Below are 25469 nucleotides of genomic sequence, written 5' to 3' on the forward strand. Positions count from 1 at the left end.
ATGGCAACGCTTGAGATCCACGACCTGCACGTCTCCGTCGAGGCCGAGAACGGCCCGCGCGAGATCCTGAAGGGCGTCGACCTGACCGTGAAGCAGGGCGAGACGCACGCCATCATGGGCCCCAACGGCTCCGGCAAGTCGACCCTCGCCTACTCCCTTGCGGGTCACCCCAAGTACACGATCACCGGTGGCACCGTCACCCTCGACGGCGAGAACGTCCTGGAGATGTCCGTCGACGAGCGCGCCCGCGCCGGCGTCTTCCTCGCCATGCAGTACCCGGTCGAGGTGCCCGGCGTCTCGGTCTCCAACTTCCTGCGGACCTCCGCGACCGCGATCCGCGGCGAGGCCCCCAAGCTGCGGCTGTGGGTCAAGGAGGTCAAGGAGGCCATGGAGCGCCTGCAGATGGACCCCTCCTTCGCCGAGCGCAACGTCAACGAGGGCTTCTCCGGCGGTGAGAAGAAGCGCCACGAGATCCTTCAGCTGGAGCTGCTGAAGCCCGCCATCGCGATCCTCGACGAGACCGACTCCGGTCTGGACGTCGACGCGCTGCGCACCGTCTCCGAGGGCGTCAACCGCGTCCGCGAGACCGGCGAGGTCGGCACCCTGCTGATCACCCACTACACGCGCATCCTGCGCTACATCAAGCCTGACCAGGTCCACGTCTTCGCCAACGGCCGGATCGCCGAGTCCGGCGGCGCCGAGCTCGCCGACAAGCTGGAGGCCGAGGGCTACGAGGAGTACACGAAGGGTGGCGCAACCGCGTGACACAGCTGCCGGGCCTCCTCGACACCGAGGCGATCCGTAAGGACTTCCCCATCCTGGATCGTCAGATCCATGACGGGAAGAAGGTCGTGTACCTGGACAACGCGGCGACCTCCCAGAAGCCGCGTCAGGTCCTCGACGCCCTCAACGCCTACTACGAACGACACAACGCCAACGTCCACCGCGGCGTGCATGTGCTCGCCGAGGAGGCCACGGCGCTGTACGAAGGCGCCCGTGACAAGGTGGCCGCCTTCATCAACGCCCCGAGCCGCGATGAGGTGATCTTCACCAAGAACGCCTCGGAGTCGCTCAACCTCGTGGCCAACATGCTCGGCTGGGCCGATGAGCCCTACCGCGTGGACCGCGAGACCGAGATCGTCATCACGGAGATGGAGCACCACTCCAACATCGTCCCGTGGCAGCTGCTCTCGCAGCGCACCGGTGCGAAGCTGAAGTGGTTCGGCATCACCGACGACGGACGTCTGGACCTGTCCAACATCGACGAGGTCATCACGGAGCAGACGAAGATCGTCTCCTTCACGCTGGTCTCCAACATCATGGGCACCATCAACCCGGTCGAGACGATCATCCGCCGCGCCCAGGAGGTCGGCGCGCTGGTCTGCATCGACGCCTCGCAGGCCGCCCCGCACATGGTGCTGGACGTGCAGGCGCTGCAGGCCGACTTCGTGGCCTTCACCGGCCACAAGATGTGCGGTCCGACCGGCATCGGTGTGCTGTGGGGCCGCCAGGAGCTGCTGGAGGACCTTCCGCCGTTCCTCGGCGGCGGCGAGATGATCGAGACCGTCTCGATGCACTCCTCGACCTATGCGCCCGCGCCGCACAAGTTCGAGGCCGGTACGCCCCCGATCGCCCAGGCCGTCGGCCTCGGCGCGGCCGTGGACTACCTCGCCTCGATCGGCATGGACCAGATCGCCGCGCATGAGCACGCGATCACCGAGTACGCCGTCAAGCGGCTGCTGGAGGTCCCCGACCTGCGCATCATCGGCCCGAGCACGGCCGAGGACCGCGGGGCGACGCTCTCCTTCACGCTCGGCGACATCCATCCGCACGATGTCGGCCAGGTGCTGGACGAGCAGGGCATCGCCGTCCGCGTGGGCCACCACTGCGCACGGCCGGTCTGCCTGCGCTTCGGAATTCCTGCGACCACGCGAGCGTCGTTCTATCTGTACTCCACGCCCGCCGAGGTCGACACCCTGGTCGAGGGCCTGGAGCACGTCCGCAACTTCTTCGGTTAAAAAGACACAGCCGGTTAACAAGCACAGCGGATGAGGACGAGGACTGACTGAGCCGTGAAGCTGGATTCCATGTACCAGGACGTCATCCTGGACCACTACAAGCACCCGCACGGGCGCGGTCTTCGGGACGGCGACGCCGAGGTGCACCACGTCAACCCCACGTGCGGTGACGAGATCACGCTGCGCGTGCGGCTCGACGGCGCGACGATTGAGGATGTGTCCTACGAGGGCCAGGGCTGCTCCATCAGCCAGGCCAGCGCGTCGGTGCTCAACGACCTCCTGGTCGGCAAGGAGCTCGGCGAGGCGCAGAAGATCCAGGAGACCTTCCTGGAGCTGATGCAGTCCAAGGGGCAGGTCGAGCCGGATGACGCCATGGAGGAGATTCTGGAGGACGCGGTGGCGTTCGCCGGTGTCTCCAAGTACCCGGCGCGTGTGAAGTGCGCGCTGCTCAGCTGGATGGCCTGGAAGGACGCCACGGCCAAGGCCCTCTCCGAGGAGGCGAAGACCGCATGACCGACACCCCGACCACCACCAAGCCGGCCTCGGAGGAAGAGGTCCGCGAGGCGCTGTACGACGTCGTCGACCCCGAGCTGGGCATCGATGTCGTCAACCTGGGGCTGATCTACGGCATCCACGTCGATGAGGCCAATATCGCCACCATCGACATGACGCTGACCTCCGCGGCCTGCCCGCTGACGGACGTCATCGAGGACCAGGCGAAGTCCGCCACGGACGGCATCGTCAACGAACTGAAGATCAACTGGGTCTGGATGCCCCCGTGGGGCCCGGACAAGATCACCGACGACGGCCGCGAGCAGCTGCGCGCGCTGGGCTTCAACGTCTGACGGGATCTCCTGAGCGATACGGCCGTGCCCGCCAGTGGTCACCACTGGCGGGCACGGCCGTATCTCGTTGCGGGCGGGCGGACGGGCGGGCGGGCGGATGAACGAACGGACGGAACGGCCGGACGGAATGGACCGCACACATATGTACGCCCGTACGCAACGTTGTGTACGCTCGTACGCATGGTCTATGTGACGCTTGCCGGCGCGATCCTCTCCGAGGTGCTCGCGACCACCGCGATGAAGTACAGCGACGGCTTCAGCAAGCTGTGGCCCTCGCTGGCCACCGCGCTGGGCTATCTGCTCGCCTTTGCGCTGCTCGCGCAGACGCTCAAATCGATGAGCGTCGGCACCGCGTACGCCATCTGGGCCGGTGCCGGAACGGCGCTGATCGCCGCGATCGGGATGGTGTTCCTGGGGGAGAGCACGAGTGCGCTGAAGATCCTCGGGGTGCTGCTGGTCATCGCGGGGGTCGTGGTGCTGAATCTGGGCGGGGCGTACTGATGGCCCGGCGCTACGATCCGGACCGGCGGCAGCGGATCATCGATGCGGCGATCGCCGTGGTCGGTGAGCGCGGGATCGCCGGGCTCAGCCACCGCGCCGTGGCCGCCGCGGCGGATGTGCCGCTCGGCTCGACCACGTACCACTTCGCGACCCTGGACGAGCTGCTGGTCGCCGCGCTGCGGCAGTCCAACGCCGTGTGCCTGGCCGGCTTCGCACGCTGGGTCGACGGCATCGACCCGGCGGCACCGCTCGCGGAGGAGGTCGCGAGGCTGGTCGAGGACACGCTGACCGGTGACCGCAGGCGGATGGAGCTGGAGTACGAGCTGTATCTGGCGGCGCTGCGGCACGAGGCGGTGCGGCCGATCGCCGCCGAGTGCCTGGACGAGATGGTGCGGCTGCTCGGACAGCGGATCGGCGATCTGCGCACGGCGCGGACGGTGGTGGCCCTCACCGACGGGCTGGTGTTGCAGCATCTGCTGACCGGGCAGCCCTTCGACCCCGAGGCGGTGCGGGCCGGGCTGGCCGGGGTGCTGGGCTGAGCAGGACCGGCCGTCGTACGAGCCCCGGCGGACCGGCGAAGGAGCCGCACGGCCCGGCCCGGCCGCTGAGACCGGTTCGCCTCGGCGGGCGCCCTCCGGTTAGGTTTCGGACATGACCGATGCTGCTGTTTCCGCTTCCCCCACGACCGGCGCCGTCGCCGCCGGGCTCGCCACCGTCACCTCCGACGGCACCGTTCTCGACACCTGGTTCCCGGCGCCCGAGCTGGTCGGCGCGCCCGGCCCGGCCGGCACCGAGCGCCTTGACGACGAGCGCGCCACCGAACTGCTGGGCGCCGCCGTGCTCAAGGCGATCGGCCCCGACCCGGTCCGTGATGTCGAGGTCGTCGCCGTCCGTACGGTCATCTCCTCCCTCGACGACAAGCCGCTGGACGCGCACGACGGCTACCTGCGTCTCCACCTCCTCAGCCACCGGCTGGTCAAGCCGCACGGGCAGAACCTGGAGGGCCTCTTCGGGCTGCTGTCCAACGTCGCCTGGACCTCGCTGGGCCCGGTGGCCGTCGACCAGGTGGAGACGGTGCGGCTGAACGCCCGCGCCGAGGGGCTGCATCTGATGGTCACCAGCATCGACAAGTTCCCCCGGATGACCGACTACGTCGCACCCACCGGGGTGCGGATCGCGGACGCCGACCGGGTGCGCCTGGGCGCGCACCTCGCGGCCGGCACCACCGTCATGCACGAGGGCTTCGTCAACTTCAACGCCGGGACGCTGGGCACCTCCATGGTCGAGGGCCGGATCAGCGCGGGCGTGGTCATCGGCGACGGCTCCGACATCGGCGGCGGCGCCTCCACCATGGGCACCCTCTCGGGCGGCGGCAAGCAGATCATCTCCATCGGCGAGCGCTGCCTGCTGGGCGCGGAGTCGGGCATCGGCATCGCGCTCGGCGACGAGTGTGTCGTCGAGGCCGGGCTGTACGTGACGGCCGGTACCCGCGTCACGCTGCCCGACGGCCAGATCGTCAAGGCCCTGGAGCTCTCCGGCGCGGACAACATCCTCTTCCGCCGCAACTCCACCACCGGCACCGTCGAGGCCCGCCCGAACAAGGCGACCTGGGGCGGCCTCAACGAGGTGCTGCACAGCCACAACTGAGGTCCTGGGCAGGGCGGCCGGTCGTGCGGCCGGCCCTGCACGGCAGCGTCAGCGGCCCGGCGGGAGATCCGCCGGGCCGCTTCCGTTGCCGCTTCCGTTGCCGCCTCCGCACGGCCCGCACGGTATGCGCACCCCTGGGGCACGGCCCCCGTCACCGCCCCGGACGGGCGCCGCTAGGCTTTGCGCTATGCGTGATCTTGCAGCGGGGATGCGGTATCTGGGTACGGGGCAGCGCTGGGTCGCCCGGCACGGCCGGTGGTGGGGATTCGGGCTGATTCCGGCGCTGATCGCGCTGGTGCTGTACGCCGCGCTGCTCACCGTGCTCGCCCTTTGGTCCGGCGATATCGCGGCCTGGGCGACGCCGTTCGCCGACGGCTGGGGTTCGCCCTGGCAGGGGCTGCTGCGCGGAGTCTTCGTGGCGCTGCTGTTCGCCGGCGGGCTGATGCTGTCGGTGCTGACGTTCACCGCCGTCACCCTGCTGATCGGCGACCCCTTCTACGAGTCGCTGTCGGAGAAGGTCGAGGAGTCCGAGGGTCACTGCCCGCCGTCCCCGGACCGCCCGCTGTGGCAGGAGATCTGGATCGCCCTGCGCGACAGCGTCCATGTGCTGCTGCGCGCCGCCGGTTTCGGGATCCTGCTGTTCGCCCTCGGGTTCGTGCCCTTCCTCGGGCAGACGGTGATCCCCGCCATCGGCTTCTGCGTCTCCGGCTTCTTCCTCGCCGTCGAGCTGACCTCGGTGGCCATGCAGCGCCGGGACATTCCGGTGCGGGAGCGGCTGCGGCTGCTGCGGGGCCGTAAGGCGCTCGCGGTCGGCTTCGGCACCCCGGTCGTGCTGCTGTTCCTGATCCCGTTCGTCGCGGTGGTGCTGATGCCGGGCGCGGTGGCCGGCGCGACGCTGCTGGTACGGGACCTGGTGGCGGACGAGGAGGAACCGCCCGCGCCGGACCGGGACGAAGCCGCGGCGGGGCACGGCCCGGCCGCCGGTGCGCCGTACGGACAGCCGGGCGCGCCGTACGCGCAGCCGGCAGCCCCGGGCGGCTTCGGGGCGGCGCCCCCGCCCTTCCCCGCTAACCAGGGACAGCCGCAGGCACCGCAGCGGTATCCCCGTCCGCAGTCCGGTCCAGGGTCGTCTGCAGCGCGTCCGCCAGCCGCCTGGTGAGCTCGGCATCCGCGGCCAGCAGCGGGCCGCGGACCGGCCCCGCGGGCAGGCCGAGGTGGTTGAGCAGCGCCTTCACGGTGACCGCGCCGGGGTTCTCGCCGCCGGTCACCGCCTCGATGAGCGGGATCAGCGCGAGCTGACGGCGGGTCGCCCCGGCCGTGTCGTCGGCGTCGAAGGCGTCCAGTACGGCCCGCACCGCCCGCGGCGCGGCATTGCCGGCGGTGCTGATACAGCCGGAGCCGCCGAGCGCACGGAGCGGCAGGATCTGTTCGTCGCAGCCCGCGTAGTAGGCCAGGCCCGTCGCGGCCAGCACCTTCGCCGACTTCAGCGGGTCGTAGGCGCAGTCCTTGACCGCCGCGATCCGCGGATGGGCGGCCAGCCGCAGCAGCGTTCCGGCGGCCAGCGCGGTGCCGGTGCGCCCCGGGATGTCGTAGAGCATCACCGGCAGTCCGGTGGCGTCCGCGACCGTCCGCAGGTGGTGGACGACGGCCTCCTGGGTGGGCCGTGAGTAGTAGGGCGTGACCACCAACAGGCCGTGGGCGCCCGCCCGTTCGGCGCTGCGGGCCAGGGCGACGGAGTGGCGGGTGTCGCTGGTGCCGATCCCGGCGGTGATCCGGGCCCGGTCGCCGACGGCCTCGGCCACGGCCCGCAGCAGGGTCTCCTTCTCGGCGTCCGAGGTCGTCGGGGACTCCCCGGTGGTGCCGCTCAGCACCAGTGCGTCGCAGCCGCCGTCGTCGACGAGATGGGTGGCGAGCCGCTGGGCACCGTCGGCGTCGAGCGCTCCGTCGGCGGTGAACGGCGTGATCATGGCGGTCGCGACCCGGCCGAAGGGCGGTGCGGCCGCCGGGGGTGTGAGGGGAGTGGTCATGGTCTCCATGCCAGGAATCTGGGGGCGCCTCATATTTCACGTCCACTTAGTCGTGCCGGCTGTTTCGTTGAGCAGCGCTACGCCCGGCATCGGGGCCGGAACATGAAGCGGCCGCCGCGCCTTCCGGTGCGACGGCCGCTCGGGCATCACAGGCCCATCACGCGCCAGTCAGGCCATTCCGCGAACGCTTCAGGTCCTGGGTCCGCTCGGAAGCGGACTCCTCCGACGACTTCGGCTTCCGCTGGTCGGTGCGCCGCTCGGCGGCACGGTCCTTGTTGCCCGACTTACGGTTCTGGGACTTCGGCATGATGACTCCCTATGTCTCGCCGAATGTTTCTTACATGCCCAGTACCGCACCACCCGCGGCAGTTGGCCCCCCGGCGTGGGCCAGGCGGGTGACCGGAGCGTCACACGGGGTGACATGCCGCGTGCTACGGCTTGATGCGCAGCACCTGCGGATCGTGGTCGCTGGCCTGGTCGGCGTACTCGGCGTTGAGGTGCACGATGTCGTAGTCGGACCGGGTCAGCGGACGGCTGGTGAGCATGTGGTCCAGCACCTGTGAGTTGCCGCTGTAGACGTAGCCGTACCGCTCGGCGGCCGGCAGCCGGCGCACCTGGTCGGTGAGCACGCCGCCGGCGGTGAGGTCCTTCAGGGCCGGCGAGAACTGGTAGTCGTTGAGGTCACCGGCCACCACCACACCGGCCTTCGGGTCCTTGGCCAGCAGATCCTTGACGAAGGTGTTGACCAGGCGGGCCTGGGCGGTGCGCTGGGTCTCGGAGCTGCGGGCCGGGGGCTGGAAACGGCTGTCCAGGCCCTGGTCGCCGCCCTTGGAGTTGAAGTGGTTGGCGATCACGAACACCCGGCTGCCGGGACGGCTCTTGGCGGAGAACTGGCCGGCAAGGGGCTTGCGGCTGGTCTTCCATGCCTCGTCGGTGGGCGCGATCCGGCCCGGGGACGCGGACAGCGAGGCCTTGCCGTGGTCGCCGACCACCTTCACCGGGGTGGTGGCGTCGCCGCCCTTGATGTCGGTGAAGGACGCCCGCTCGGGGTTGAACAGGAACGCGGTGCGGATGTTGCCGCCGGGCTGGCCGCCGTCCTGGTCGTTGACCGGGTCGATCTGCCGCCACTCGTACGCCGGGCCGCCGGCCGCCTTGACGGCTTCGGTCAGCTTCTTGAGGGTTTCCCCGGCGGTGACCACGCCGTTGTCCTTGGGGCCGCTGTCGTCCTGGACCTCCTCCAGCGCCACGACGTCGGGGGAGGACAGGTTCTGCACCAGCGCCTTCGCCAGCCGGTCGAACTTGGCCTGCGGGGTGGCGGGGGACAGGTTCTCGACGTTGTAGGTGGCCACCGCCAGCTCATCGGACTTCTGCTTGCGGGTGGTCTCCGGCGCGGGGCTCTGACCGGTGACCTTGCCCAGCTCGGTGGCCTGCAGGGTGTAGCCGCCGAAGTTGTCGTAGTCCAGCGGCCCGGCGGTGGTGCCGGACAGTGCCTGGCCGACGTCGGCGACCGGGAACGGCTGCTGCGCGAACGGGATCAGGGACGCCACCTTGACCCGGCCGCCGTTGGGGTCCGCGTACGAGCCGTAGAGCGCCCCGCCGCGGGCGGTGCGGTGGTGGCCGGGCTCGGCGGTCACCCACAGCTCGTGGTAGCTGCTGGTCGGGCCGACGACCGGGGCGTTCGAGACGGAGACCCGCATGCCCTCCAGCGACTCGTAGCGGTCCAGGGCGTACGACGAGGGGCGCAGCTTCAGCGACTCGATGCTGTTGCCGCCCGCGGAGGGGGCGTAACGATTCGGCACCGAGGCCGGGTTGAGCTTGAAGGCGGCCGGCAGCGGGGCGTCGGAGGAGACGGTCTTCCAGGTCGCACCGGTGATCTCGGTGACGGACTGCAGACCGGCGTCCTTGCCGCCCGGGTAGTACTCGCTGACCGTGCCGGAGAAGGTGATCGCGTCGCCGACGGCGGCCTTCGGCGTCTCCTTGCCGGTGAAGACGAAGACCGCCTCGCTGGTGGCGGGGTTCTTGTCCGGGTGCGGGTCCTGCACCCACAAGCCGCGGGCCGAGCCGAACGAGCGGATCGCGGTGACGGTGCCGGGCACCTCGCTGACCTGCTGTCCGGCCAGCGGGGATATGCGGGTGCTGCCCTGGATGTCGTGGATCCGGGTGCCGGCGGCGGAGGCGGACTGCGTGGCGGTCAGCAGTCCGCCGGCCAGGGCGGCGCAGATCACCGCGCCGAGGGTGACCGGTCTGCGGAGTGAACGACGGGACGGCATGGATGCCTCCGAGGTATATGGGGGGTGGCCGGTGAAGGTGCGTGCGGAGCCGGGCCGGCGCGCGCTACGCGCGTCGATCTGCGTCAATCTCTTGCGCACACAGGGGAGTTGTCAAGCTTCGCCCGGTGACCGGCAGGGGACGCGCGGGTGAACCGTCCGGGTTACGGCGAATTCCGTCTACGCTGGGGCGGCGACTCTCCCGGCCACCGCTGGGAGGTACCCGCAGCCGTAGTCCGTCCGAGGAGCTGAGCACCCGATGTCCGCAGACCGCCCCACCCTGCCGCCGGTGCGGCTGCACTCCGAAGCGGAACTGGCCAGGGACGCGCTGAGCGCTCCCCTGCTGGCCCGCGCCGCGAAGCTCGCCCGCTGGGCCGAACGGGGTGTCCCGGTCGGCGTCGGCGGCCAGATCCTCGACGAGCCGCTGGCCGCCGCCACCGAGCACCTGGGCCTGGCCGGCGACGAGGACGGCGCCGCCTACACCGCCGAGGCCTGGCAGCTGGCGGTGGACACCGGACTCGTGGAGATCGAGGAGAGCGCCGACGGCGAGGACGGTGCCGACCTCCCCGACGATGCCGCCGCCGGCCTCGCCACCCCCGGCGACGAGCTCGGCCTGCTCACGTCCGGCAGCCCGCAGGACATCCTCGACATCTGGCTGGGCGGCATGGAGACCGTGCTCGCCGATGCGGCCGCCCCCGACCTCGCCGATCTCGCCGACCAGCTCACCGAGGGCGGCGAACTCGACCTGGACGCGATCGACTGGAACCCGGAGGAGGAGGCCGAGCTGCTGGACGGCATCCTCGGCAACCTCTATCTGCTCACGGCCCTGAACGAGCGCCCTGACCAGGACGTTCCGCTGCCCGCGCTGGCCGCTTCCATGATCGTCCCGGACGATATGGGCGAGCCCACCGACGACGTCCTCGAAGAGGTCTCCGAGGCGATGATGCGCCTGGACGACCAGTTCCGGGTGCTGGAGCCGATCGGTCTGGTCGCCTACCAGCCCGTCGACGAGGCGCTGATCGAGGAGCTGGACGAGGACGGCGAGGCGGTCCTCGCCCAGGGCTCCTCCGAGGGGACTTCCGCCGCGGGGCCGCTGACGGACGAGGACGTCTCCCGCTACGGCCTGGTCCGCCTCACCCCGCTCGGCGTCTACGCGGTACGCGCCCGGATGCTGGACGCGGGGGTCGACGCCCCGGCGGTCGGCGACCTCGCCGACAAGGGCGCCGACGTCCTCCTGGAGGCACTGCCCGACTACCCCGAGGCGCTGGCCCAGGCCGAGTCCGAGCTGTGGCTCGCCGCCCGTACGCCGCTGGACGCCGCACGGGACCTGCTCGCCGCCGCCCGCGGGGACGACGACCGCGCCCCGCGGCGCCGGCTGGCCGCCCAGCAGACCCTCTCGCTGGTCTCGTCGGACGCCGAGGCCGCGCTGCGTGACGTGCTCGACGACCGGCAGCTCGGCGGCCTGGCCCGGGTCTGGCTCGCCGAGCGGGCGCTGCCCGGCATCCCCGAGCCCTCCCAGGAGATGATCTTCTGGCTGACGGTGGACACCATCGCGGCGCAGCTGGAGAGCGCCGACGAGGACGCCACCGGGGAGCTGCGCGACCTGGTGCAGGGGCTGACCCAGCAGCACAGCGGGTTCTTCGACACGGCCTGGCGGGTGGACCACCCGGCCACCGCCGACGTCCTGGAGGTCATGGGCCGGCTGCACCCGGACAAGAAGGCGGCCAAGGAGGCCCGCAAGGCGGCCTTCAAGGCGCGTTCGCGGCAGTCCGGCTAGCGGAACCGGACCGGCCGGGACGGACCACCCCGCGGGGAGACACCCCTGCGCCCGGGGCCGGTCCAGCGGATCAGGGCACGCCCGGCCCTGATCCGCCGGACCGGCCCCAACTGCTTCCTGGATGTCGGGCGGCGTTCAACTGGAGTTCGACGACGCACGAGAGCGTGTGCGGCGCAGGCACAGGGGATGAAGAAACCGGCCATCCAGGAGATGACAATGCCGCTCACCCGCAGAGACTTCGCCAAGCGTTCCGCCCTCGCCGGCGCGGGGGTCACGCTGGCCGGCAGCGTCGGGGTGCTGGCCACCGCGCCCGGTGCCCTCGCCGAGGAGGCACCGGACGCCGGCCCGGGCGGTGCGGCGGACGGCCACGGTCACGGCATCGGCTACGGCCCGCTGGTCCCGGACCCGGACGGCATCCTCGCGCTGCCCGCCGGGTTCTCGTACAAGATCATCACGCGGACCGGCGTCACCAAGCTCGACAGCGGCGAGTCCACCCCCTCCCACCACGACGGCACCGGCACCTTCGCCGGCCACCGCGGCACGACTCTCCTCGTCAACAACCACGAGCTGAAGGGCCCGCGCGCCGACTGGCCGCACCCGGTGCCGCTGGCCGAGGGCCTGGTCTACGACCCGGCGGCGTCCGGCGGCTGCACCGTCGTCGAGGTCGCCAAGGACGGTACGCCGGTCGGCGAGTGGGTCGGCATCGCCGGTACCTCCACCAACTGCGCGGGCGGGACCACTCCTTGGGGCACCTGGCTCACCTGTGAGGAGAACGAGGACAAGGCCGGCCAGCACGGCATGACCAAGGACCACGGCTATGCCTTCGAGGTCGACCCGCACGACCTCCGGGCCGGCCGCAATCCCAAGCCGGTCAAGGCGCTGGGACGCTACGCCCACGAGGCGGTGGTCGTCGACCCCAAGCGCGGCCACCTCTTCCTGACCGAGGACGCCGACACCCCCAACGGCCTGTTCTACCGCTGGACCCCGCCGCACGGATTCCGGCACGGCCGCGGGCAGCTGCGTACGCTGGCCGATGACGCCGGCGTGCTGGAGGCCTTCAAGTGCTTCGACTCCGGCGGCCGGTTCGTCGATGACCTCTCGCGAGCCACCAAGGCCGGCACCGTCTACGGCGTGGACTGGGCAGAGGTCCCCGACCGCGACGCCCGCAAGGTCTCGGTGCGCAAGCAGTTCAAGGACGGTGAGGTCACCCGCGCCCGCAAGCTGGAGGGCCTGTGGTGGGCGGACGGCGGCGCGTACGTGGTGTCCTCGTACGCCCGCGACGAGAGCCCCGTCCAGCACGACGGCCAGGTCTGGTTCTACGACCCGCGGCGGCGGACCCTGACGCTGAAGGTGCTGCTGGGCGTCAACAAGGAACCGTCGAAGGACGGCGCCCTGGACGGCCCCGACAACATCACCGTCTCGCCCTACGGCGGGCTGATCATCGCCGAGGACGGCGAGGGCGTCCAGCACCTCTTCGGGGCCACCGACGACGGCCGGACCTACCCGGTCGCCCGCAACGACCTCAACATCGGCACCGCGGACGAGCCGGAGTTCAGCGAGTTCACCGGGCCGGTGTTCTCCCCGGACGGGCACACGCTGTTCGCCAACATCCAGGAGCCCGGCATCATGCTGGCCATCACCGGCCCCTGGAAGCGGCAGCGCCGGCAGCGGTAGCGCCGGCAGCGGCAGCCGTCACCCGGCGTCGGGCGGTCCGTCAGCGGCAGCCGTACCCCGGCGACCCCGGGCGGGCGGTTCAGTCCGCCCCGCCCGTGAGCAGGTAGTAGTCCAGCAGCCCGGTCTCATACGCCGTCAGGTAGCGGCGCGGCCACTCGTCGCGGAGCTCGGGCTGCTGGGCCATATAGCGGTCGTAGGACTCCCAGACGCCGTCGCCGATGGACCGGACCCGGACCTCGCGCAGACCCGCGGCGCTCAGCGTCGTGGCGACCTCGTCGACCACGTGCGGGACGTCCAGGCCGTCGGCGTACGGGGGCAGCATGGTGGGCAGCACCCGGGCGGCCGCATGGGTGCGGGCGAAGAACGTCGTCAGCGCCAGCCGGCCGCCCGGGCGCAGGACCCGCGCCGCCTCCCGGGCGAAACCGGTGAGCTCGCGGAAGTGCTGCGCCGCCTCGACGGAGAAGAGGCAGTCGACACAGCCGTCGGGGAGCGGGATGCGCTCGGCCGCGCCCCGGAGGAATTCCAGCCGCCCGGAGGAGTCGGAGGAGGCAGCGAGCAGCCCGGCATTCGCTTCCCGGGCACGGGCGATCTGGTCGGGGTGCGCGTCCATGCCGAGGACTTTGCCCAGGCCGAACTCCCGCAGTGCCAGCGCGGAGCCCAGCCCGCGTCCGCAGCCGACCTCCAGGGCGGTGCGGCCCTGCGGCCGGTCGAAGGTGCCGAGCACCAGACGGTAGAGGTCCTGCTCGCTGCGCACCCGGTCGGCCTCGGTCAGCGGCCGGCCGGCGGGGCCGGGCAGGCCCGCCCAGTAGCCGAAATTGATGAAGCCGCCGGCGAAGGCGGGGACGGTGCTGAGGTCGAGCTCGCCGTAGGTCAGCGCGACCCGGTCGGGAAGGTCCGGGGGCTCTGGGCCGTCCGGGGGATCCGCGGGGCCGGCCGGCGGCTGCTGCGTCATCGAACGCTCCTCGTGCGTGCCGTGGGGGACGCTCCGTGACGGGCCGGACGGGGCGGCCGTGACGGGGCGGGGCCAAAGGGCGTGGAGGGGGACGGGAGGGTACGGGCGGGACGGGGACGGCGGCCGGACGGGGACGGTAGGGAGCGGCGGTGGGCTCCGACGGTGGGGACGGCACAATTTTCGGTCCTTGGCCGCTCCCGCACCAGGGAGGTTTCGGTCCCGCTCCGTCCCTGGCGGCGGCCCGCCAGGGACGACGGCGTCAGCGGCTCACAGGGCCTGTGCGGCGGGTTTGGCCATGCCGCGCACCGTACGGGCGTCGGCGAACTCGCCCAGCGCGGTCATCTCCCACTCGCCGGAGAACTGGCGGATGAGCTTGGCCATCATCACGCCCGTGCGCGGTTCGGCGTGGGTGAGGTCGAAGCGGACCAGCTCCTCGCCGCTCTGGGCGTCCACCAGGCGGCAGTACGCCTTGGCGACGTCGGAGAACTTCTGGCCGGAGAAGGAGTTCACGACGAAGACCAGGCCGCTCACCTCCGGGGGGACCCCGCCGAGGTGGACGGTGATCGCCTCGTCGTCGCCGGCGCCCTCGCCCGTGAGGTTGTCGCCGGAGTGCTGGATCGCACCGCCCAGGATCATCAGCTTGCCGAAGAAGCAGTTGTCGACCTTTTTGCGGTCCGGGCCGAAGGCGATGACCGAGGCGTCCAGGTCGATGCTCTTGCCGCGGAAGGCCGGCTCCCAGCCGAGGCCCATGGTGACCGAGGTGAGCAGCGGACGGCCGCCCTTGACCAGCGAGACGGTCTGGTTCTTCTGCAGGCTGACCCGGCCCTTGTCGAGATTGACCTTGCCGGAGCCGGGTGCCGCAGCGGCGGGGGCCGGGGCCGGCGCCGCTGCGGCCGGCGGCGGGGCCACCGGGGCCGGGGCGCCCGCGGGCGGTCCCCACTGGCCTGCGGGGGCAGGGGGCGCCGGGGGAGCGGCGGGTGCCTGCGGGGCGGCGGGTGCCTGCGGGGCGGCGGCGGGTGCGGCCGGCTCCTCCACGCTGACGCCGAAGTCGGTGGCGATCCCCGCCAGACCGTTGGCATAGCCCTGGCCGACCGCGCGGACCTTCCAGGCACCGCCGCGGCGGTAGATCTCGACGACCACCAGCGCGGTCTCGGTGCCCAGCTGCGGCGGGGTGAAGGAGGCGATGACGCTGCCGTCGTCGGCGTTGCGGACCGTGCCGGTCGGCTCCGTGCCGGCGAAGGTCGCGCCGGGGGCGTCCGGACTCGCGGTGACCACGATCTTCTCGATGCCCTCGGGCACCGCGGCGGTGTCCACGGTGATGGTGTCACCGCCGCCGGCTGCCGCGGAGTGCGTCACGCCCGGTCCGCTGGGCTGGTTGTAGAACACGAAGTCGTCGTCGGAGCGCACCTTGCCGTTGGCGGCGAGCAGCAGGCCCGACACGTCCAGCCGCACGGGGGCGGTGACGTCCACCGCCACCCGCACGGCGTTGAGCGGGAGGTTCGAGCCAGGAGTCATAGCGGTCATGCCGGGCTCAACGATCGGCTCGCCTTTGCGGTTCCATTACCTGCGGCCGGATGGCCGCCGGGCCCGGTCACCGGCGTTCGCGGGAGTTGCCGAAGAGCAGCCGGTAGGCGATCAGCAGGACCAGGGCCCCGGCGACCGAGGCGATCCACATGGACGGCTCGCCGAAATCCTTGGGGATCGGGCGGTGCAGGAATTTGGTGGAGAGCCAGCCGCCGAGGAAGGACCCCACGATGCCGATCAGGGTCGTGCCGACGATGCCGCCCGGGTCCCGCCCCGGCAGCAGGACCTTCGCGATGATGCCCGCGATCAGCCCGAGTACGAGCCAGCTGACGATGCCCATGATGCGTTCCTCGTTCCTGCGCGGTGGGTGGGTACACAGACCAGGACGCCACCCGGGCGGCCGGGGTTCCGCGGCGTGGCAGGGGCCACGAGCGTACGGTCCCCGGCGGGCTCGGTGGCGCTGCGGCAAGGGGCGGGACCCCGGCCCGACCACCGTGCGGGACCGTCAGTGTGGCCACCGGGGCGGGTCGGTGCAGAAGGTGCCGCCGAGGAAGGCGTGTTCGGGGTTGTCCGGATCCAGTGCGCCCTGTGCGGCGATCAGCCGTGCCGCGTACGGCTCGGAGTCGTCCTGCGGCGCGTAGCCCAAGGCGCGGGCGGTCGACAGGTCCCACCACAGGCGGGTGTTGGCGGAGGAGCCGTAGACGACGGTGTGGCCCACGTCCGGCGCGGTGAGCGCGGCGTGCAGCAGCCGTGCGCAGTCGGCCGGGCTCAGCCAGATGGACAGCATCCGCACCGAGGTCGGCACGGGGTAGCAGGAGCCGATGCGGACCGAAACGGTCTCGATGCCGTGCGTATCCCAGTAGAGGGAGGCCAGATCCTCGCCGAATCCCTTGGACAGCCCGTAGTAGGTGTCGGGCCGGCGGGGTGTGCCGACGGGGAGGGCGCCGGAGCCGTCCGCGGGGCGCGGGGTGAAGCCGACGGCGTGATGGGAGGAGGCGAAGACGATACGGCGGATGCCCGCCTCGCGCGCCGCCTCGTACAGGCGGTAGGTGCCCTCGATGTTGGCGCGCAGGATCTGCTCGAAGTCGGCCTCCAGGGAGATGCCGGCGAGGTGGATCACCGCGTCGGCCCCGCGCACCGCCTCGCGCAGTGCCTCGGTGCCGGCCAACTCGGCCGTGATCGCGTCCGGTTCGCCGGCGGGGGTGTCGACGGGCCGCTGGTCGAAGAGGCGCAGCCGGTACCCGTAGGGCGGCAGCAGCTCACGCATCAGGGTGCCGAGCCCGCCGGCGGCGCCGGTCAGCAGGACGGTGCGCGGTGCGGTGCGTGGTGCGGTCATGGACGGGGACTCCTCCGGCTCAACAGCAAGGCTGTATGCACGGACAGCATTCAGATGTGTGGACACGCTAAGCGAGCTGGTTCATGGCCGGTCAAGACGCTTGACGGGGCCGGCAAATCCGCTTGCGGCGCGGCAGGGGCCGGTGCCTGATCACCCCGGCCGGACGCCATCACCCCCTCCGGGCGCCATCACCCCTCCGGACGCGTCACCCCGGCCGGACGAACCCGCACTCATACGCGGCGATCACCGCCTGGGTCCGGTCCCGCACCCCGAGCTTGGCCAGCACGCCCGCCACATGCGTCTTGACCGTGGCCGGGCCCACCCCCAGCCGGTCCGCGATCTCGGCGTTCGCCAGCCCGGCCGTCATCAGCCGCAGCACCGCCCGCTCCCGCTCGGACAGCCGGGCCCGCAGCGTCCGCACCGCCTCGGCTGCCGCCCGCTCCCCGGCGTGCCGGGCGGCCAGCCGCCGCACCGCCGCGGGGAACAGCAGCGAGTCGCTGCGCGCCACCAGTCGTACGGCCTCGACCAGGTCCTGTGCACCGGACCGTTTGAGCAGGAACCCGCTGGCGCCGGCCCGCAGTGCGTCATAGACGTAGGCGTCGTTCTCGAAGGTGGTCACCACGATGATGCGGGGCGGCTCCGGCATCCCGGCGAGCACCTGCTCGGTCGCGCGGATGCCGTCGATCTCCGGCATCCGGACATCCATCAGCACGATGTCCGGGCGCAGTGCACGGATCAGCGGCACCGCCTCGGCGCCGGTCGACGCCTCGCCGACGACCTCCATGTCCGCCTCGGCGCCCAGGATCGCGCGCAGCGCCGTGCGCACCATCCGTTCGTCGTCGGCGAGGACGATACGCAGCGGGCGGGAGCGGCCCCCGTCGCCGGACCGCTGGTCGTCGCCGTCCTGCCTCGTGGTCACGCCCCGCTCACCCTGTCCCCGCTCACTCACCCTGTCCCCGCTCACTCACCCTGGCCCCGCTTCCGGTCCGGTGCTCCCGCGTCCCGCTGCTCATCGGCCTGTCGCCCTGTCGCCTCGTCGCCCCGTCATCCCGTCATCCCGGCCGACGGCAGCCGGGCCGTCAGCCGCCATACACCGTCGTGGGCCGCGGCCGTCGCCTCGCCGCCCAGCAGCCGGGCCCGCTCGGCGATTCCCCGCAGTCCGCGGCCCCCGCCCGAACGGTCCGCGGCCGCGGGGGAGCCGTCCGCCTGCCCGGTCACCGGATTCTCCACCCGGATCGTCAACTCCCCCTCGTCAAGGCGCAGATGGAGCCGTACCGGTACCGGACCGGCATGCCGCAGCGCATTGCTGAGGCCTTCCTGCACGATCCGGTAGGCCTCCCGCGAGACCACCGGGGCCAGCCCCGCGCACCGCCCCTGGACCGTCGCCTCGACCGCCAGGCCCGCCGCCCGGGTCCGGGCGAGCAGCGCGTCCAGGCCGTCCAGGGTCGGGGCGGGCGCGGTCGGGTCGGCGCCGTCCTCCTCGCGCAACAGGCCCAGTACGGTGTCCAGTTCGCTGACCGCCTCGCGGGTGGTCTCCTCGATGGCGGCCAGTGCCCGGCGGGCGAACTCCGGGTCCGCGTCCAGCACCCGGCGGGCCGCGCTCGCCTGGAGGGTGACCGCGCTCAGCGCGTGTCCGACGGCATCGTGCAGCTCGCGGGCCAGCCGGTTGCGGGACGCCAGATAGGCCGCCCGGCGTTCGGCGGCGGCCAGCCGGTCGGCGGGCGTCGGCCCCAGCAGCACCGGGGCGCAGCGGGCCAGCAGCGCTCCGGCCCCCCAGGCGGTGCCGGCGACCAGCGCCAGGAGCGCCAGGCCCGTGAGCGGCCCCAGCGCACCGTGGAAGGCGTCCGGCCATCCCGGCGAGGCCCGTTGCAGGGGTTCGGAGAACGGAAGCACCAGCAGCAGGACGGCGGCCGGCGGGGCGGCCAGCGACATTCCGCTGACGATCCCCCCGGCCAGCAGATGCGCCACGAACCACAGCGCCGTACGCCGCCGGGCCGCCCAGGAGAGTGCCGGCCCCTCGGCCAGCCGCTCCGCCGGCACCGCGCACAGCGACCGTACGGCGGCCACCTCCAGCGGCCGCAGCGGCGGGAAGAGCAGCGCGGCCAGGGCGGCGAGCGGCAGCGCACCGCCGAACGCGACGAACTGCCAGCCCATCCGGCGCAGCGGGTCGGCCCCGTCCACGAGCAGCGGGATCACGACCGACGCCAGCAGATGGAACGGCATCAACAGTGCGCCGCCCAGCACCAGATGGACCCAGCGCCGGCCGGCCCGTCGCACCGGGCGGCCGGTACGGGTGTTCATGGCGTCCAGCCTTCCGCGGGCCGCCCCCGGCGCGCCTCCGCCCCGACGACGATCCCCCTCCGCCGTATGGGGGAGGGGGAGGTGCAAGGGAGTTGGCCGAGGGGGCTCACAGCCGCCGGGTGGCCAGCGTCAGCCGGTCGCGGGCGTCGAACAGGGCGTTCTTGGTCATCTGCTCATGGGCCGGGGTCAGCCGGGCCACCGGCACCGAGCAGCTGATCGCGTCCCGGGCCGGGGTGCGGTACGGGATCGCGACGCCGAAGCAGCGCAGGCCCAGGGTGTTCTCCTCACGGTCGACCGCATAGCCCTGCTCGCGCACCGCGTGCAGCTCCTCGATCAGCTGCTCGCGGTCGGTGAGGGTGTGTTCGGTGAGCTGCGTGAGCGTCGGCGGCAGCATCGCCCGCACCTGGTCGTCGCCGTACGTGGCGAGCAGCGCCTTGCCCAGCGAGGTGGAGTGCGCGGGCAGCCGCCGGCCGACACGGGTGAAGGGGCGCAGAGAGTGCTGCGACGGACGGGTGGCGAGGTAGACGACGTTGGTGCCGTCCAGGCGGGCGAGGTGGATGGTCTCGGTGGTGTCGTCGGAGAGCCGGTCCAGCGTCGGCCGGGCCGCGGCCACCACCTCGTCGCCGTCGATGTACGACGTGCCGACCAGCAGCGCGCGGACACCGATACCGTAGCGGGTGCCGGTGGCGTCGGTCTCGACCCAGCCCAGGTCGGCCAGGGTGCGCAGCAGCATGTAGAGGCTGGATTTCGGGTAGCCGACGGCTTCCTGGACGGAGGACAGAGTGTGCATACCGGGGCGACCTGCGAAGTATTCGAGCAACTCCACCGTCCGCACCGCGGATTTGACCTGAGATCCACCGGTCTCGGTAGCTGGCATCGCCCTTGACCCCCCTGTTCGGACCGCCATAGAGTCCCGGTTGTTCACCATCTGGGACAGCGTTCAGCATATCGAACGCCCTCCGATGTGCGGCAGGACTCGGAACGACTCGGCAGGCACGCCCGGGAGGAATGCACGGTGGCAGCAGCAGCACCAGTCTGGAGTGTCGACCCCCGAACCGGGAAGCAGCGCGAACAGGTTGCGGTGGAGGCCACGGCCGACGAGGTGGATACCGTGGTCCGCGCCGCCCACGCGGCCCGGGACGCGCTCGCCGACCGCGCCGTACGCGCCGCGCTGTTGCGCCGCGCCGCCGATCTGCTCGACGACGCGGGCGAGGCGGTCATCGAGGCCGCCGACGCCGAAACGGCGCTCGGCCCCGGCCGGCTCACGGGCGAACTCGGCCGCACCACCTACCAGTTGCGGTCCTTCGCGGACCTCGTGCAGGAGGGCGCGTTCCTCGACGTACGGATCGACCACGCCGACGCCGGCCTCGCCCCGCCCCGGCCCGACCTGCGCCGTTACAAGATCCCGCTGGGCCCCGTCGCGGTCTACTCCGCCAGCAACTTCCCGCTCGCCTTCTCGGTACCGGGCGGCGACACCGCCAGCGCCCTCGCGGCCGGCTGCCCCGTCGTCGTCAAGGCACACCCGGACCACCCGGCCACCTCCGAGCTGTGCGCCGCGCTGCTGCGCCGCGCCGCCGCCGAGGCCGGCCTGCCGGAGGGCGTGCTGAGCCTGGTGCACGGCTTCCAGGCCGGTATCGACCTGGTGCGCCATCCGCTGATCACCGCGGCCGGGTTCACCGGCTCGGTGCGCGGCGGCCGTGCCCTGTACGACGCCGCCGCGGCTCGTCCGCACCCCATCCCCTTCCACGGCGAGCTGGGCAGCCTCAACCCCGTCGTGATCACCGAGGCCGCGGCCGCGGAGCGCGCCGAGCAGATCGGTGCCGGGCTGGCCGGTGCGATGACGCTCGGCGTGGGCCAGTTCTGCGTCAAGCCGGGCCTGGTCCTGGCGCCCGACGGCGAGACGGGCGAGCGGCTGCTGTCGGCGCTGACCGACGCGGTCAGCGACACCGAGGCCGGGGTGCTGCTCGACCACCGGATGCGGCAGGCCTTCCTCGACGGGGTCCGCACCCGCGCCGAACTCCCCGACGTCGAGGCTCCGGTGACCCCGGGCGCGGGCGGCGAGCACACCGTCAGCGCCGGCTTCCTCTCCGTGCCGGCCGCCCGCCTCGCCGCCGAAGGGCCGCACGACCTCCTCCTGGAGGAGTGCTTCGGCCCGGTCACGGTCGTCGCCCGCTACCGTGACGAGGCCGAGATCGGCGCCGTACTCGCCCGGCTGCCCGGCAACCTCTCCGCGACCCTGCAGCTCAGCGACGCGGAGAGCGCAGGGCGCGACGACGGGGGCCGCGGCGCCCGGCTGCTGGCCGAGGTCACCCCGCTCGCCGGCCGGGTGGTCGTCAACGGCTGGCCGACCGGGGTCGCCGTCGCCCCCGCCCAGCACCACGGCGGCCCCTACCCGGCGACGACCTCCACCTCGACCTCCGTCGGCGGCACCGCCGTCGAGCGCTGGCTGCGCCCGGTCGCCTACCAGAACACCCCGCCCGCGCTGCTGCCGCCCGAGCTGCGCGAGGACAACCCGCTCGGTCTGCCACGCCGGGTCGACGACCGCGCCGAGGGCGCGTAGACACCGCGCTCCAGGCCACCGACGAGACCGCCGTCCAGGTCCGTGCGCCGGCACCCGCCGGCCTGGCGGCGGTCACCGGCGCCCTGCACACCGCCGGCTGCGCACCGGCCCCCCGCGCCACCCTCCACCGGGCAGGCCCCCGCAGGCGTCCTTCCACCTCACCCTGACGCCGGCCCCGGCGACGACTCCGGCCCCGCCGCGTCCGGCTCCCTGAAGGCAATGATCTGCAGCCGTTCCGCCGTCCGCCCGTCCAGCGTGCCCACCACACCGACCCGCTCCTTGCGTACCGAGAAGCCGGCCTCCCGCAGCAGCCCGCGCAGCCGCTCCGGCGGGTGGTGCCGGAACACCCCGCCATCGGGCGTCTCGAAGACCCCGTACGTCCCGTGGCGCTCCGCGAACCGGGCGTACCGCTCCCGGTTGAGCGCATCGCCCTGCAGCGGCACATCACTCAGGTAGACCACCCCGCCGGGCCGCACCAGCCGCCCCAGCTCCCCGGCGATCGCCGTCTGGTCCGCGTCCCCGGGAACACAGGTGAGCACCGCGAACAGCAGCGCGGCGTCGAAGCTCCCGTCCTCGAACGGCAGCGGGAAAGCGGGGCACCGCATGAGCGCCAGCTCCGGATGCTCCCGCCGGCCCCGCGCGATCAGCGCCGCCGAGACATCCACCCCGCGGACCGCCCCGTACCCGAGCCCGGCCAGCTCGGCGGTCAGCCGCCCGTAGCCGCAGCCGTAGTCCAGCACCCGCGCGCTCCGCGGCACATAGGCGTCCAGCAGCGCCGGATCGAGCGGATGGGTGAAGGTCTTGGCGGAGCCGGTCGTCTCCCAGAACCCGAGAAATCCCTGTGGCGAGGTCATGCGGGGACGCTACCCACGAAACAGCCTGCCGGCCCCCGCGGAAACCGGTGGGACGGGCCGCTGAAGCGGGAAGGACCGGGAAGGCGCGCCCGTCCGCAGCCACAGCGCAAGAGGGAAGGGCCAGAGGAAGTGGCCGCGTCGAGTGGCCTCAGCAAACATCGATTTGGCGCTGGCCTTGCTCGGAACCGATCGGCTGGATGAGGCTTGCAACGCAGCGCAGCGGGCCATACTGTCCGGCCGTATTGTTCCGTCGAATCACTGGCGTGCTCTTGAAGTCGTCATGGCAGTGGAGCGGCGCCGGCTCCCGGAAGCGTCCGACCTGCGAGAGGCTTACCAGGGTTTAAAGGCACTCCCCAGGCGTGACTGAAGCAGCGAGCCCGGCCCCAGTGCGCCATATGATCAATCGTTATTGTTGCAGTGAGTGTTCAGGGCTGGAATGGTTCGGTTCACTCCGCTCAACCGCGGCCGGTGCGGGCCTCGACCCCGCGCGGACCCGCAAGGATTCGTGGCGGGATACGGCCGAGGTCATGGACGCGCCGGGCGATCACCGAGCACAGTGGGGGCATGCAGCGACGCGCGTCACTCGGCGGGGCCGAGTTCGAGCCCCGGACGACCTATCTGAACTCCGCCTCCAGCGGGCTCCTCCCGGCGCGCAGTGCCGCCGCCCTGCGCGCTGCCGTCGAGGAATCCGTTTCCTACGGCACCATGGGCCGCGACTACTTCGCCGCCGCCCACGCCTCCCGCGCCGCCTTCGCCCGGCTGCTGGACGTGCCCGCCGAGCGGGTCGCCCTCGGCAGCTCGGTCGCGGTGCAGTCCGCGTTCGTCGCCGCCTCGCTCCCGGCCGGTGCCGAAGTGCTCGCTCCCGAGGGCGACTTCAGCTCCTTGCTCAATCCGTTCGCCGCCCACCCGGGGATCAAGCTGCGCACCGTGCCGCTGGAGGCGCTTGCCGACGCGGTGCGCCCCGGCACCGCGCTGGTCGCCTTCAGCGCCGTGCAGTCGCTGGACGGGCGGATCGCCGAGATGGCGGCGGTCCGCGAGGCGGCGCGGGCCCACGGGGCGCGCACCTACCTCGACGCCACCCAGGCCGCCGGCTGGCTGCCGCTGCGCGCCGCCGACTTCGACTTCGTCGTCGCCGGGGCCTTCAAGTGGCTGCTGTGCCCGCGCGGGACGACCTTCATGGCGTTCGGAGGGGACCTCGGGCGGGGCGAGGAGTGGCCCGCCGCCCTCCACGCCGGCTGGGTCGCGGGCGAGGACATCGGCGCGTCCAACTACGGCCCCCTCCGTCCTGCGGCCGACGCCCGGCGCTTCGACGAACCGCACGCCTACCTCTCCTACGTGGGCGCCGAGCAGTCCCTCGGCCTCCTCGGCGAGCTGGGCGTGGCGGCCGTCCACGCCCACAACACCGCACTCGCCGACCGCTATCGCGCGGGGCTGGCCGAACGCGGTCTGACGCCCTGCCCCGCGCCCGGTTCGGCGATCGTCTCCACCCCCGGGATCGCCGGCGCGGAGCAGCGGCTGACCGAGGCGGACGTGCGGATCTCGGTGCGCGGCGGCCTGCTCCGCGCGGCCTTCCACCTCTACAACTCGACGGATGACGTGGACCGGTTGCTGGCCCTGCTGGGGTAGCCCCGACCGGCCCCGGTCACACGGCCGGCCCCCGCTCACACAGCACGGCCGCCGCACAGACCCTGCTGTGCGGCGGCCGCGCCACCCGTACTCCCGCCGTGACTACTTCACCGGCGTGAAGTCCCGGGCTCCGATGTATTCGGGGCGCCGGACCGGCGCCGCGAACGGCTCCACCGCTTCGTTGTCCACGCTGTTGAAGACGATGAAGACATTGCTGCGCGGGTACGGCGTGATGTTGTCACCCGAGCCGTGCATGGCATTGCAGTCGAACCAGGTCGCCGAGCCGGCCTTGCCGGTGAAGAGGCGGATGCTGTGCTTGTCCGCCATCTTCGTCAGCACCTCGTCCGACGGGATGCCCGCGTCCTGCATCTGCAGCGACCGCTTGTAGTTGTCCTTCGGCGTCTCGCCCTCACAGCCCACGAAGTGCTGGTGCGAGCCGGGCATGATCATCAAGCCGCCGTTGGTGTCGTAGTTCTCGGTGAGCGCGATCGAGACCGACACGGTGCGCATATTCGGCAGACCGTCCTCGGCGTGCCAGGTCTCGAAGTCCGAGTGCCAGTAGAAGCCGGTGGCACCGAAGCCGGGCTTCACATTGATCCGCGACTGGTGGACGTAGACGTCCGAGCCGAGGATCTGCCGGGCACGGCCGACCACACGCGGGTCGGAGACCAGTTTGGCGAACACCTCGCTGATCTTGTGCACCTCGAACACGGTCCGTATGTCGCCCGACTTCGGCTCGACGATGGAGCGCGGGTCGGCGCGCATCGTCGGGTCCAGGACGAGACGGTCCAGTTCGGCGCGGTACACCGCGACTTCTTCCGCCGTGAGCAATTCCCCGATGGCGAAAAAGCCGTCGCGTTCGAAGTCGCTCAGCTCGGACGGCGCGAACGGGCCGGCCGCTCCGGGCTGCGACCACACCACCGGGTCCTTCCGCGGGGTGATGACCTCAGCGGTCCCACGGGTCGGGTACAGGTCGGCGGTGCGCTCGGGTGCGGTGGTCATGGTGTTGCCTTCCTCTCCTCTCGTACGGGCTCTGGCTTCCGTGCGTGTGGGCGTGCCTTCCTCATCTGCCGGACGGGGCAGGCGGGTGACGATCGCCTCAGACCGTCTCGGCCTCGGGCTCGGGCTCGGTGAGCAGCGGGTAGACCCCGTTCTCGTCGTGGTCCTCGCGGCCGGTGACCGGCGGGTTGAAGACGCAGACGCAGCGGAAGTCCTTCTTGATCCGCATGGTGTGCTTCTCGTGCCCGTCGAGCAGGTACATCGTGCCCGGCGTGATGAGGTGCTTCTCGCCGTTCTCGTCGTTCGTGAGCTCGGCCTCGCCCTCTACGCAGAGTACGGCTTCGATGTGGTTCGCGTACCACATCGAGGTTTCCGTACCGGCGTACAGGGTGGTCTCGTGCAGCGAGAAGCCGACGCGCTCCTTGGCGAGCACGATGCGCTTGCTCTCCCAGGTGCCCGACTTGGCCTTGACGTGGCGGTCGGTGCCTTCGATGTCCTTGAAGGATCGGACGATCACGGTGACTCGGTGCCTTTCTGTGGAACGGTAAGGGGCTCTGGAGT

The 25469-nt window shown here is 72.0% G+C and carries 25 protein-coding genes; 12 read left to right on the plus strand and 13 right to left on the minus strand.

The window, feature by feature from the left end; genetic code table 11:
• The 8 genes from sufC to ACGFR7_RS17005 all read left to right on the plus strand — a co-directional run bounded on the left by sufC (window position 1) and on the right by ACGFR7_RS17005 (window position 6170).
• Entirely contained in the window at window positions 1-765 is a 765-nt protein-coding gene (sufC, locus tag ACGFR7_RS16970) for a Fe-S cluster assembly ATPase SufC (RefSeq protein WP_159480282.1), read from the plus strand.
• The gene (locus ACGFR7_RS16975; RefSeq protein ID WP_393319181.1) at window positions 762-2018 is read left to right on the plus strand and encodes a cysteine desulfurase; all 1257 of its coding nucleotides are present in this window, start codon (window positions 762-764) and stop codon (window positions 2016-2018) included. Before sufC ends, ACGFR7_RS16975 begins: the two co-directional genes overlap by 4 nt.
• A 54-nt stretch (window positions 2019-2072) precedes the next feature.
• Window positions 2073-2531: a Fe-S cluster assembly sulfur transfer protein SufU gene (sufU, locus tag ACGFR7_RS16980; protein ID WP_393319184.1), complete on the plus strand. Its 459-nt coding sequence runs from the start codon at window positions 2073-2075 to the stop codon at window positions 2529-2531.
• Window positions 2528-2863: a metal-sulfur cluster assembly factor gene (locus ACGFR7_RS16985; protein WP_018091854.1), complete on the plus strand. Its 336-nt coding sequence runs from the start codon at window positions 2528-2530 to the stop codon at window positions 2861-2863. The genes sufU and ACGFR7_RS16985 overlap by 4 nt, the downstream gene beginning before the upstream one ends.
• A 180-nt stretch (window positions 2864-3043) precedes the next feature.
• Window positions 3044-3364 carry a DMT family transporter gene (locus tag ACGFR7_RS16990; RefSeq protein WP_393319187.1) on the plus strand — a complete coding sequence of 107 codons (321 nt, stop codon included), beginning with the start codon at window positions 3044-3046 and terminating at the stop codon, window positions 3362-3364.
• Entirely contained in the window at window positions 3364-3903 is a 540-nt protein-coding gene (locus ACGFR7_RS16995; RefSeq protein ID WP_393319189.1) for a TetR/AcrR family transcriptional regulator, read from the plus strand. Before ACGFR7_RS16990 ends, ACGFR7_RS16995 begins: the two co-directional genes overlap by 1 nt.
• 112 nt (window positions 3904-4015) lie before the next feature.
• Window positions 4016-5011, plus strand: a complete 996-nt coding sequence (gene dapD, locus ACGFR7_RS17000) for a 2,3,4,5-tetrahydropyridine-2,6-dicarboxylate N-succinyltransferase (protein WP_393319192.1) — start codon at window positions 4016-4018, stop codon at window positions 5009-5011.
• A gap of 187 nt (window positions 5012-5198) precedes the next feature.
• Window positions 5199-6170, plus strand: a complete 972-nt coding sequence (locus tag ACGFR7_RS17005) for an EI24 domain-containing protein (RefSeq protein WP_393319195.1) — start codon at window positions 5199-5201, stop codon at window positions 6168-6170.
• Here ACGFR7_RS17005 and dapA read toward each other — a convergent pair.
• The 3 genes from dapA to ACGFR7_RS17020 form a co-directional block, all read right to left on the minus strand.
• Window positions 6079-7038 carry a 4-hydroxy-tetrahydrodipicolinate synthase gene (gene dapA / locus ACGFR7_RS17010; RefSeq protein ID WP_393319198.1) on the minus strand — a complete coding sequence of 320 codons (960 nt, stop codon included), beginning with the start codon at window positions 7036-7038 and terminating at the stop codon, window positions 6079-6081. The two genes, ACGFR7_RS17005 and dapA, sit on opposite strands and share 92 nt — an antisense overlap.
• 157 nt (window positions 7039-7195) lie before the next feature.
• The gene (locus ACGFR7_RS17015; RefSeq protein WP_176956553.1) at window positions 7196-7345 is read right to left on the minus strand and encodes a hypothetical protein; all 150 of its coding nucleotides are present in this window, start codon (window positions 7343-7345) and stop codon (window positions 7196-7198) included.
• A 124-nt stretch (window positions 7346-7469) separates the two neighbouring features.
• The gene (locus ACGFR7_RS17020; RefSeq protein WP_393319200.1) at window positions 7470-9308 is read right to left on the minus strand and encodes an endonuclease/exonuclease/phosphatase family protein; all 1839 of its coding nucleotides are present in this window, start codon (window positions 9306-9308) and stop codon (window positions 7470-7472) included.
• A 256-nt stretch (window positions 9309-9564) separates the two neighbouring features.
• On the opposite strand from ACGFR7_RS17020, the gene ACGFR7_RS17025 reads away from it, so the two are divergent.
• Both ACGFR7_RS17025 and ACGFR7_RS17030 read left to right on the plus strand, forming a co-directional pair.
• Window positions 9565-11082 carry a hypothetical protein gene (locus tag ACGFR7_RS17025; RefSeq protein WP_393319203.1) on the plus strand — a complete coding sequence of 506 codons (1518 nt, stop codon included), beginning with the start codon at window positions 9565-9567 and terminating at the stop codon, window positions 11080-11082.
• Between the two features lie 216 nt (window positions 11083-11298).
• Window positions 11299-12756, plus strand: a complete 1458-nt coding sequence (locus ACGFR7_RS17030; RefSeq protein ID WP_393319205.1) for an alkaline phosphatase PhoX — start codon at window positions 11299-11301, stop codon at window positions 12754-12756.
• A 79-nt stretch (window positions 12757-12835) separates the two neighbouring features.
• Here ACGFR7_RS17030 and ACGFR7_RS17035 read toward each other — a convergent pair whose 3' ends face one another.
• The 7 genes from ACGFR7_RS17035 to ACGFR7_RS17065 form a co-directional block, all read right to left on the minus strand.
• Window positions 12836-13708, minus strand: coding sequence for a class I SAM-dependent methyltransferase (locus ACGFR7_RS17035; protein WP_393319207.1), 873 nt, complete (start codon window positions 13706-13708; stop codon window positions 12836-12838).
• A 267-nt stretch (window positions 13709-13975) separates the two neighbouring features.
• Window positions 13976-15223, minus strand: a complete 1248-nt coding sequence (locus ACGFR7_RS17040) for a TerD family protein (RefSeq protein ID WP_393319425.1) — start codon at window positions 15221-15223, stop codon at window positions 13976-13978.
• 76 nt (window positions 15224-15299) lie between these two features.
• Window positions 15300-15572 carry a GlsB/YeaQ/YmgE family stress response membrane protein gene (locus ACGFR7_RS17045; RefSeq protein WP_088797103.1) on the minus strand — a complete coding sequence of 91 codons (273 nt, stop codon included), beginning with the start codon at window positions 15570-15572 and terminating at the stop codon, window positions 15300-15302.
• Window positions 15573-15737: 165 nt separating this feature from the next.
• Complete coding sequence (locus ACGFR7_RS17050) at window positions 15738-16568, minus strand: NAD-dependent epimerase/dehydratase family protein (protein ID WP_393319210.1); 831 nt, start codon at window positions 16566-16568, stop codon at window positions 15738-15740.
• A 205-nt stretch (window positions 16569-16773) separates the two neighbouring features.
• Window positions 16774-17487, minus strand: a complete 714-nt coding sequence (locus ACGFR7_RS17055; protein WP_393319212.1) for a response regulator — start codon at window positions 17485-17487, stop codon at window positions 16774-16776.
• Window positions 17488-17612: 125 nt separating this feature from the next.
• Window positions 17613-18869 (minus strand): sensor histidine kinase, encoded by a 1257-nt coding sequence (locus ACGFR7_RS17060; protein ID WP_393319215.1) that lies wholly within the window; start codon window positions 18867-18869, stop codon window positions 17613-17615.
• 106 nt (window positions 18870-18975) lie between these two features.
• Window positions 18976-19746, minus strand: a complete 771-nt coding sequence (locus ACGFR7_RS17065) for an IclR family transcriptional regulator (RefSeq protein ID WP_393319218.1) — start codon at window positions 19744-19746, stop codon at window positions 18976-18978.
• A 138-nt stretch (window positions 19747-19884) separates the two neighbouring features.
• On the opposite strand from ACGFR7_RS17065, the gene ACGFR7_RS17070 reads away from it, so the two are divergent.
• Entirely contained in the window at window positions 19885-21429 is a 1545-nt protein-coding gene (locus ACGFR7_RS17070; protein ID WP_393319221.1) for an aldehyde dehydrogenase (NADP(+)), read from the plus strand.
• Between the two features lie 158 nt (window positions 21430-21587).
• Here the strand turns inward: ACGFR7_RS17070 and ACGFR7_RS17075 are convergent, their stop codons facing one another.
• Window positions 21588-22283 carry a class I SAM-dependent methyltransferase gene (locus ACGFR7_RS17075; RefSeq protein ID WP_393319223.1) on the minus strand — a complete coding sequence of 232 codons (696 nt, stop codon included), beginning with the start codon at window positions 22281-22283 and terminating at the stop codon, window positions 21588-21590.
• Window positions 22284-22847: 564 nt separating this feature from the next.
• On the opposite strand from ACGFR7_RS17075, the gene ACGFR7_RS17080 reads away from it, so the two are divergent.
• Window positions 22848-23909 carry an aminotransferase class V-fold PLP-dependent enzyme gene (locus ACGFR7_RS17080; protein ID WP_393319225.1) on the plus strand — a complete coding sequence of 354 codons (1062 nt, stop codon included), beginning with the start codon at window positions 22848-22850 and terminating at the stop codon, window positions 23907-23909.
• Between the two features lie 102 nt (window positions 23910-24011).
• Here ACGFR7_RS17080 and thpD read toward each other — a convergent pair whose 3' ends face one another.
• Both thpD and ACGFR7_RS17090 read right to left on the minus strand, forming a co-directional pair.
• Window positions 24012-24911, minus strand: coding sequence for an ectoine hydroxylase (thpD, locus tag ACGFR7_RS17085; protein ID WP_393319226.1), 900 nt, complete (start codon window positions 24909-24911; stop codon window positions 24012-24014).
• A gap of 97 nt (window positions 24912-25008) precedes the next feature.
• Window positions 25009-25425 carry an ectoine synthase gene (locus ACGFR7_RS17090; protein ID WP_350250248.1) on the minus strand — a complete coding sequence of 139 codons (417 nt, stop codon included), beginning with the start codon at window positions 25423-25425 and terminating at the stop codon, window positions 25009-25011.
• Window positions 25426-25469: the final 44 nt, after the last annotated feature.

It is taken from the genome of Streptomyces sp. NPDC048516 (assembly GCF_043199875.1).
GTDB lineage: Bacteria > Actinomycetota > Actinomycetes > Streptomycetales > Streptomycetaceae > Streptomyces.

Bases quoted from the DNA above. Each gene is read 5' to 3' on its own strand.
- sufC (WP_159480282.1), top strand. From the start codon at position 1: ATGGCAACGCTTGAGATCCACGACCTGCACGTCTCCGTCGAGGCCGAG.
- ACGFR7_RS16985 (WP_018091854.1), top strand. From the start codon at position 2,528: ATGACCGACACCCCGACCACCACCAAGCCGGCCTCGGAGGAAGAGGTC.
- ACGFR7_RS16990 (WP_393319187.1), top strand. From the start codon at position 3,044: ATGGTCTATGTGACGCTTGCCGGCGCGATCCTCTCCGAGGTGCTCGCG.
- ACGFR7_RS16995 (WP_393319189.1), top strand. From the start codon at position 3,364: ATGGCCCGGCGCTACGATCCGGACCGGCGGCAGCGGATCATCGATGCG.
- dapD (WP_393319192.1), top strand. From the start codon at position 4,016: ATGACCGATGCTGCTGTTTCCGCTTCCCCCACGACCGGCGCCGTCGCC.
- ACGFR7_RS17005 (WP_393319195.1), top strand. From the start codon at position 5,199: ATGCGTGATCTTGCAGCGGGGATGCGGTATCTGGGTACGGGGCAGCGC.
- dapA (WP_393319198.1), bottom strand. From the start codon at position 7,038: ATGACCACTCCCCTCACACCCCCGGCGGCCGCACCGCCCTTCGGCCGG.
- ACGFR7_RS17015 (WP_176956553.1), bottom strand. From the start codon at position 7,345: ATGCCGAAGTCCCAGAACCGTAAGTCGGGCAACAAGGACCGTGCCGCC.
- ACGFR7_RS17020 (WP_393319200.1), bottom strand. From the start codon at position 9,308: ATGCCGTCCCGTCGTTCACTCCGCAGACCGGTCACCCTCGGCGCGGTG.
- ACGFR7_RS17025 (WP_393319203.1), top strand. From the start codon at position 9,565: ATGTCCGCAGACCGCCCCACCCTGCCGCCGGTGCGGCTGCACTCCGAA.
- ACGFR7_RS17030 (WP_393319205.1), top strand. From the start codon at position 11,299: ATGCCGCTCACCCGCAGAGACTTCGCCAAGCGTTCCGCCCTCGCCGGC.
- ACGFR7_RS17035 (WP_393319207.1), bottom strand. From the start codon at position 13,708: ATGACGCAGCAGCCGCCGGCCGGCCCCGCGGATCCCCCGGACGGCCCA.
- ACGFR7_RS17040 (WP_393319425.1), bottom strand. From the start codon at position 15,223: ATGACTCCTGGCTCGAACCTCCCGCTCAACGCCGTGCGGGTGGCGGTG.
- ACGFR7_RS17045 (WP_088797103.1), bottom strand. From the start codon at position 15,572: ATGGGCATCGTCAGCTGGCTCGTACTCGGGCTGATCGCGGGCATCATC.
- ACGFR7_RS17050 (WP_393319210.1), bottom strand. From the start codon at position 16,568: ATGACCGCACCACGCACCGCACCGCGCACCGTCCTGCTGACCGGCGCC.
- ACGFR7_RS17060 (WP_393319215.1), bottom strand. From the start codon at position 18,869: ATGAACACCCGTACCGGCCGCCCGGTGCGACGGGCCGGCCGGCGCTGG.
- ACGFR7_RS17065 (WP_393319218.1), bottom strand. From the start codon at position 19,746: ATGCCAGCTACCGAGACCGGTGGATCTCAGGTCAAATCCGCGGTGCGG.
- ACGFR7_RS17075 (WP_393319223.1), bottom strand. From the start codon at position 22,283: ATGACCTCGCCACAGGGATTTCTCGGGTTCTGGGAGACGACCGGCTCC.
- ACGFR7_RS17080 (WP_393319225.1), top strand. From the start codon at position 22,848: ATGCAGCGACGCGCGTCACTCGGCGGGGCCGAGTTCGAGCCCCGGACG.
- thpD (WP_393319226.1), bottom strand. From the start codon at position 24,911: ATGACCACCGCACCCGAGCGCACCGCCGACCTGTACCCGACCCGTGGG.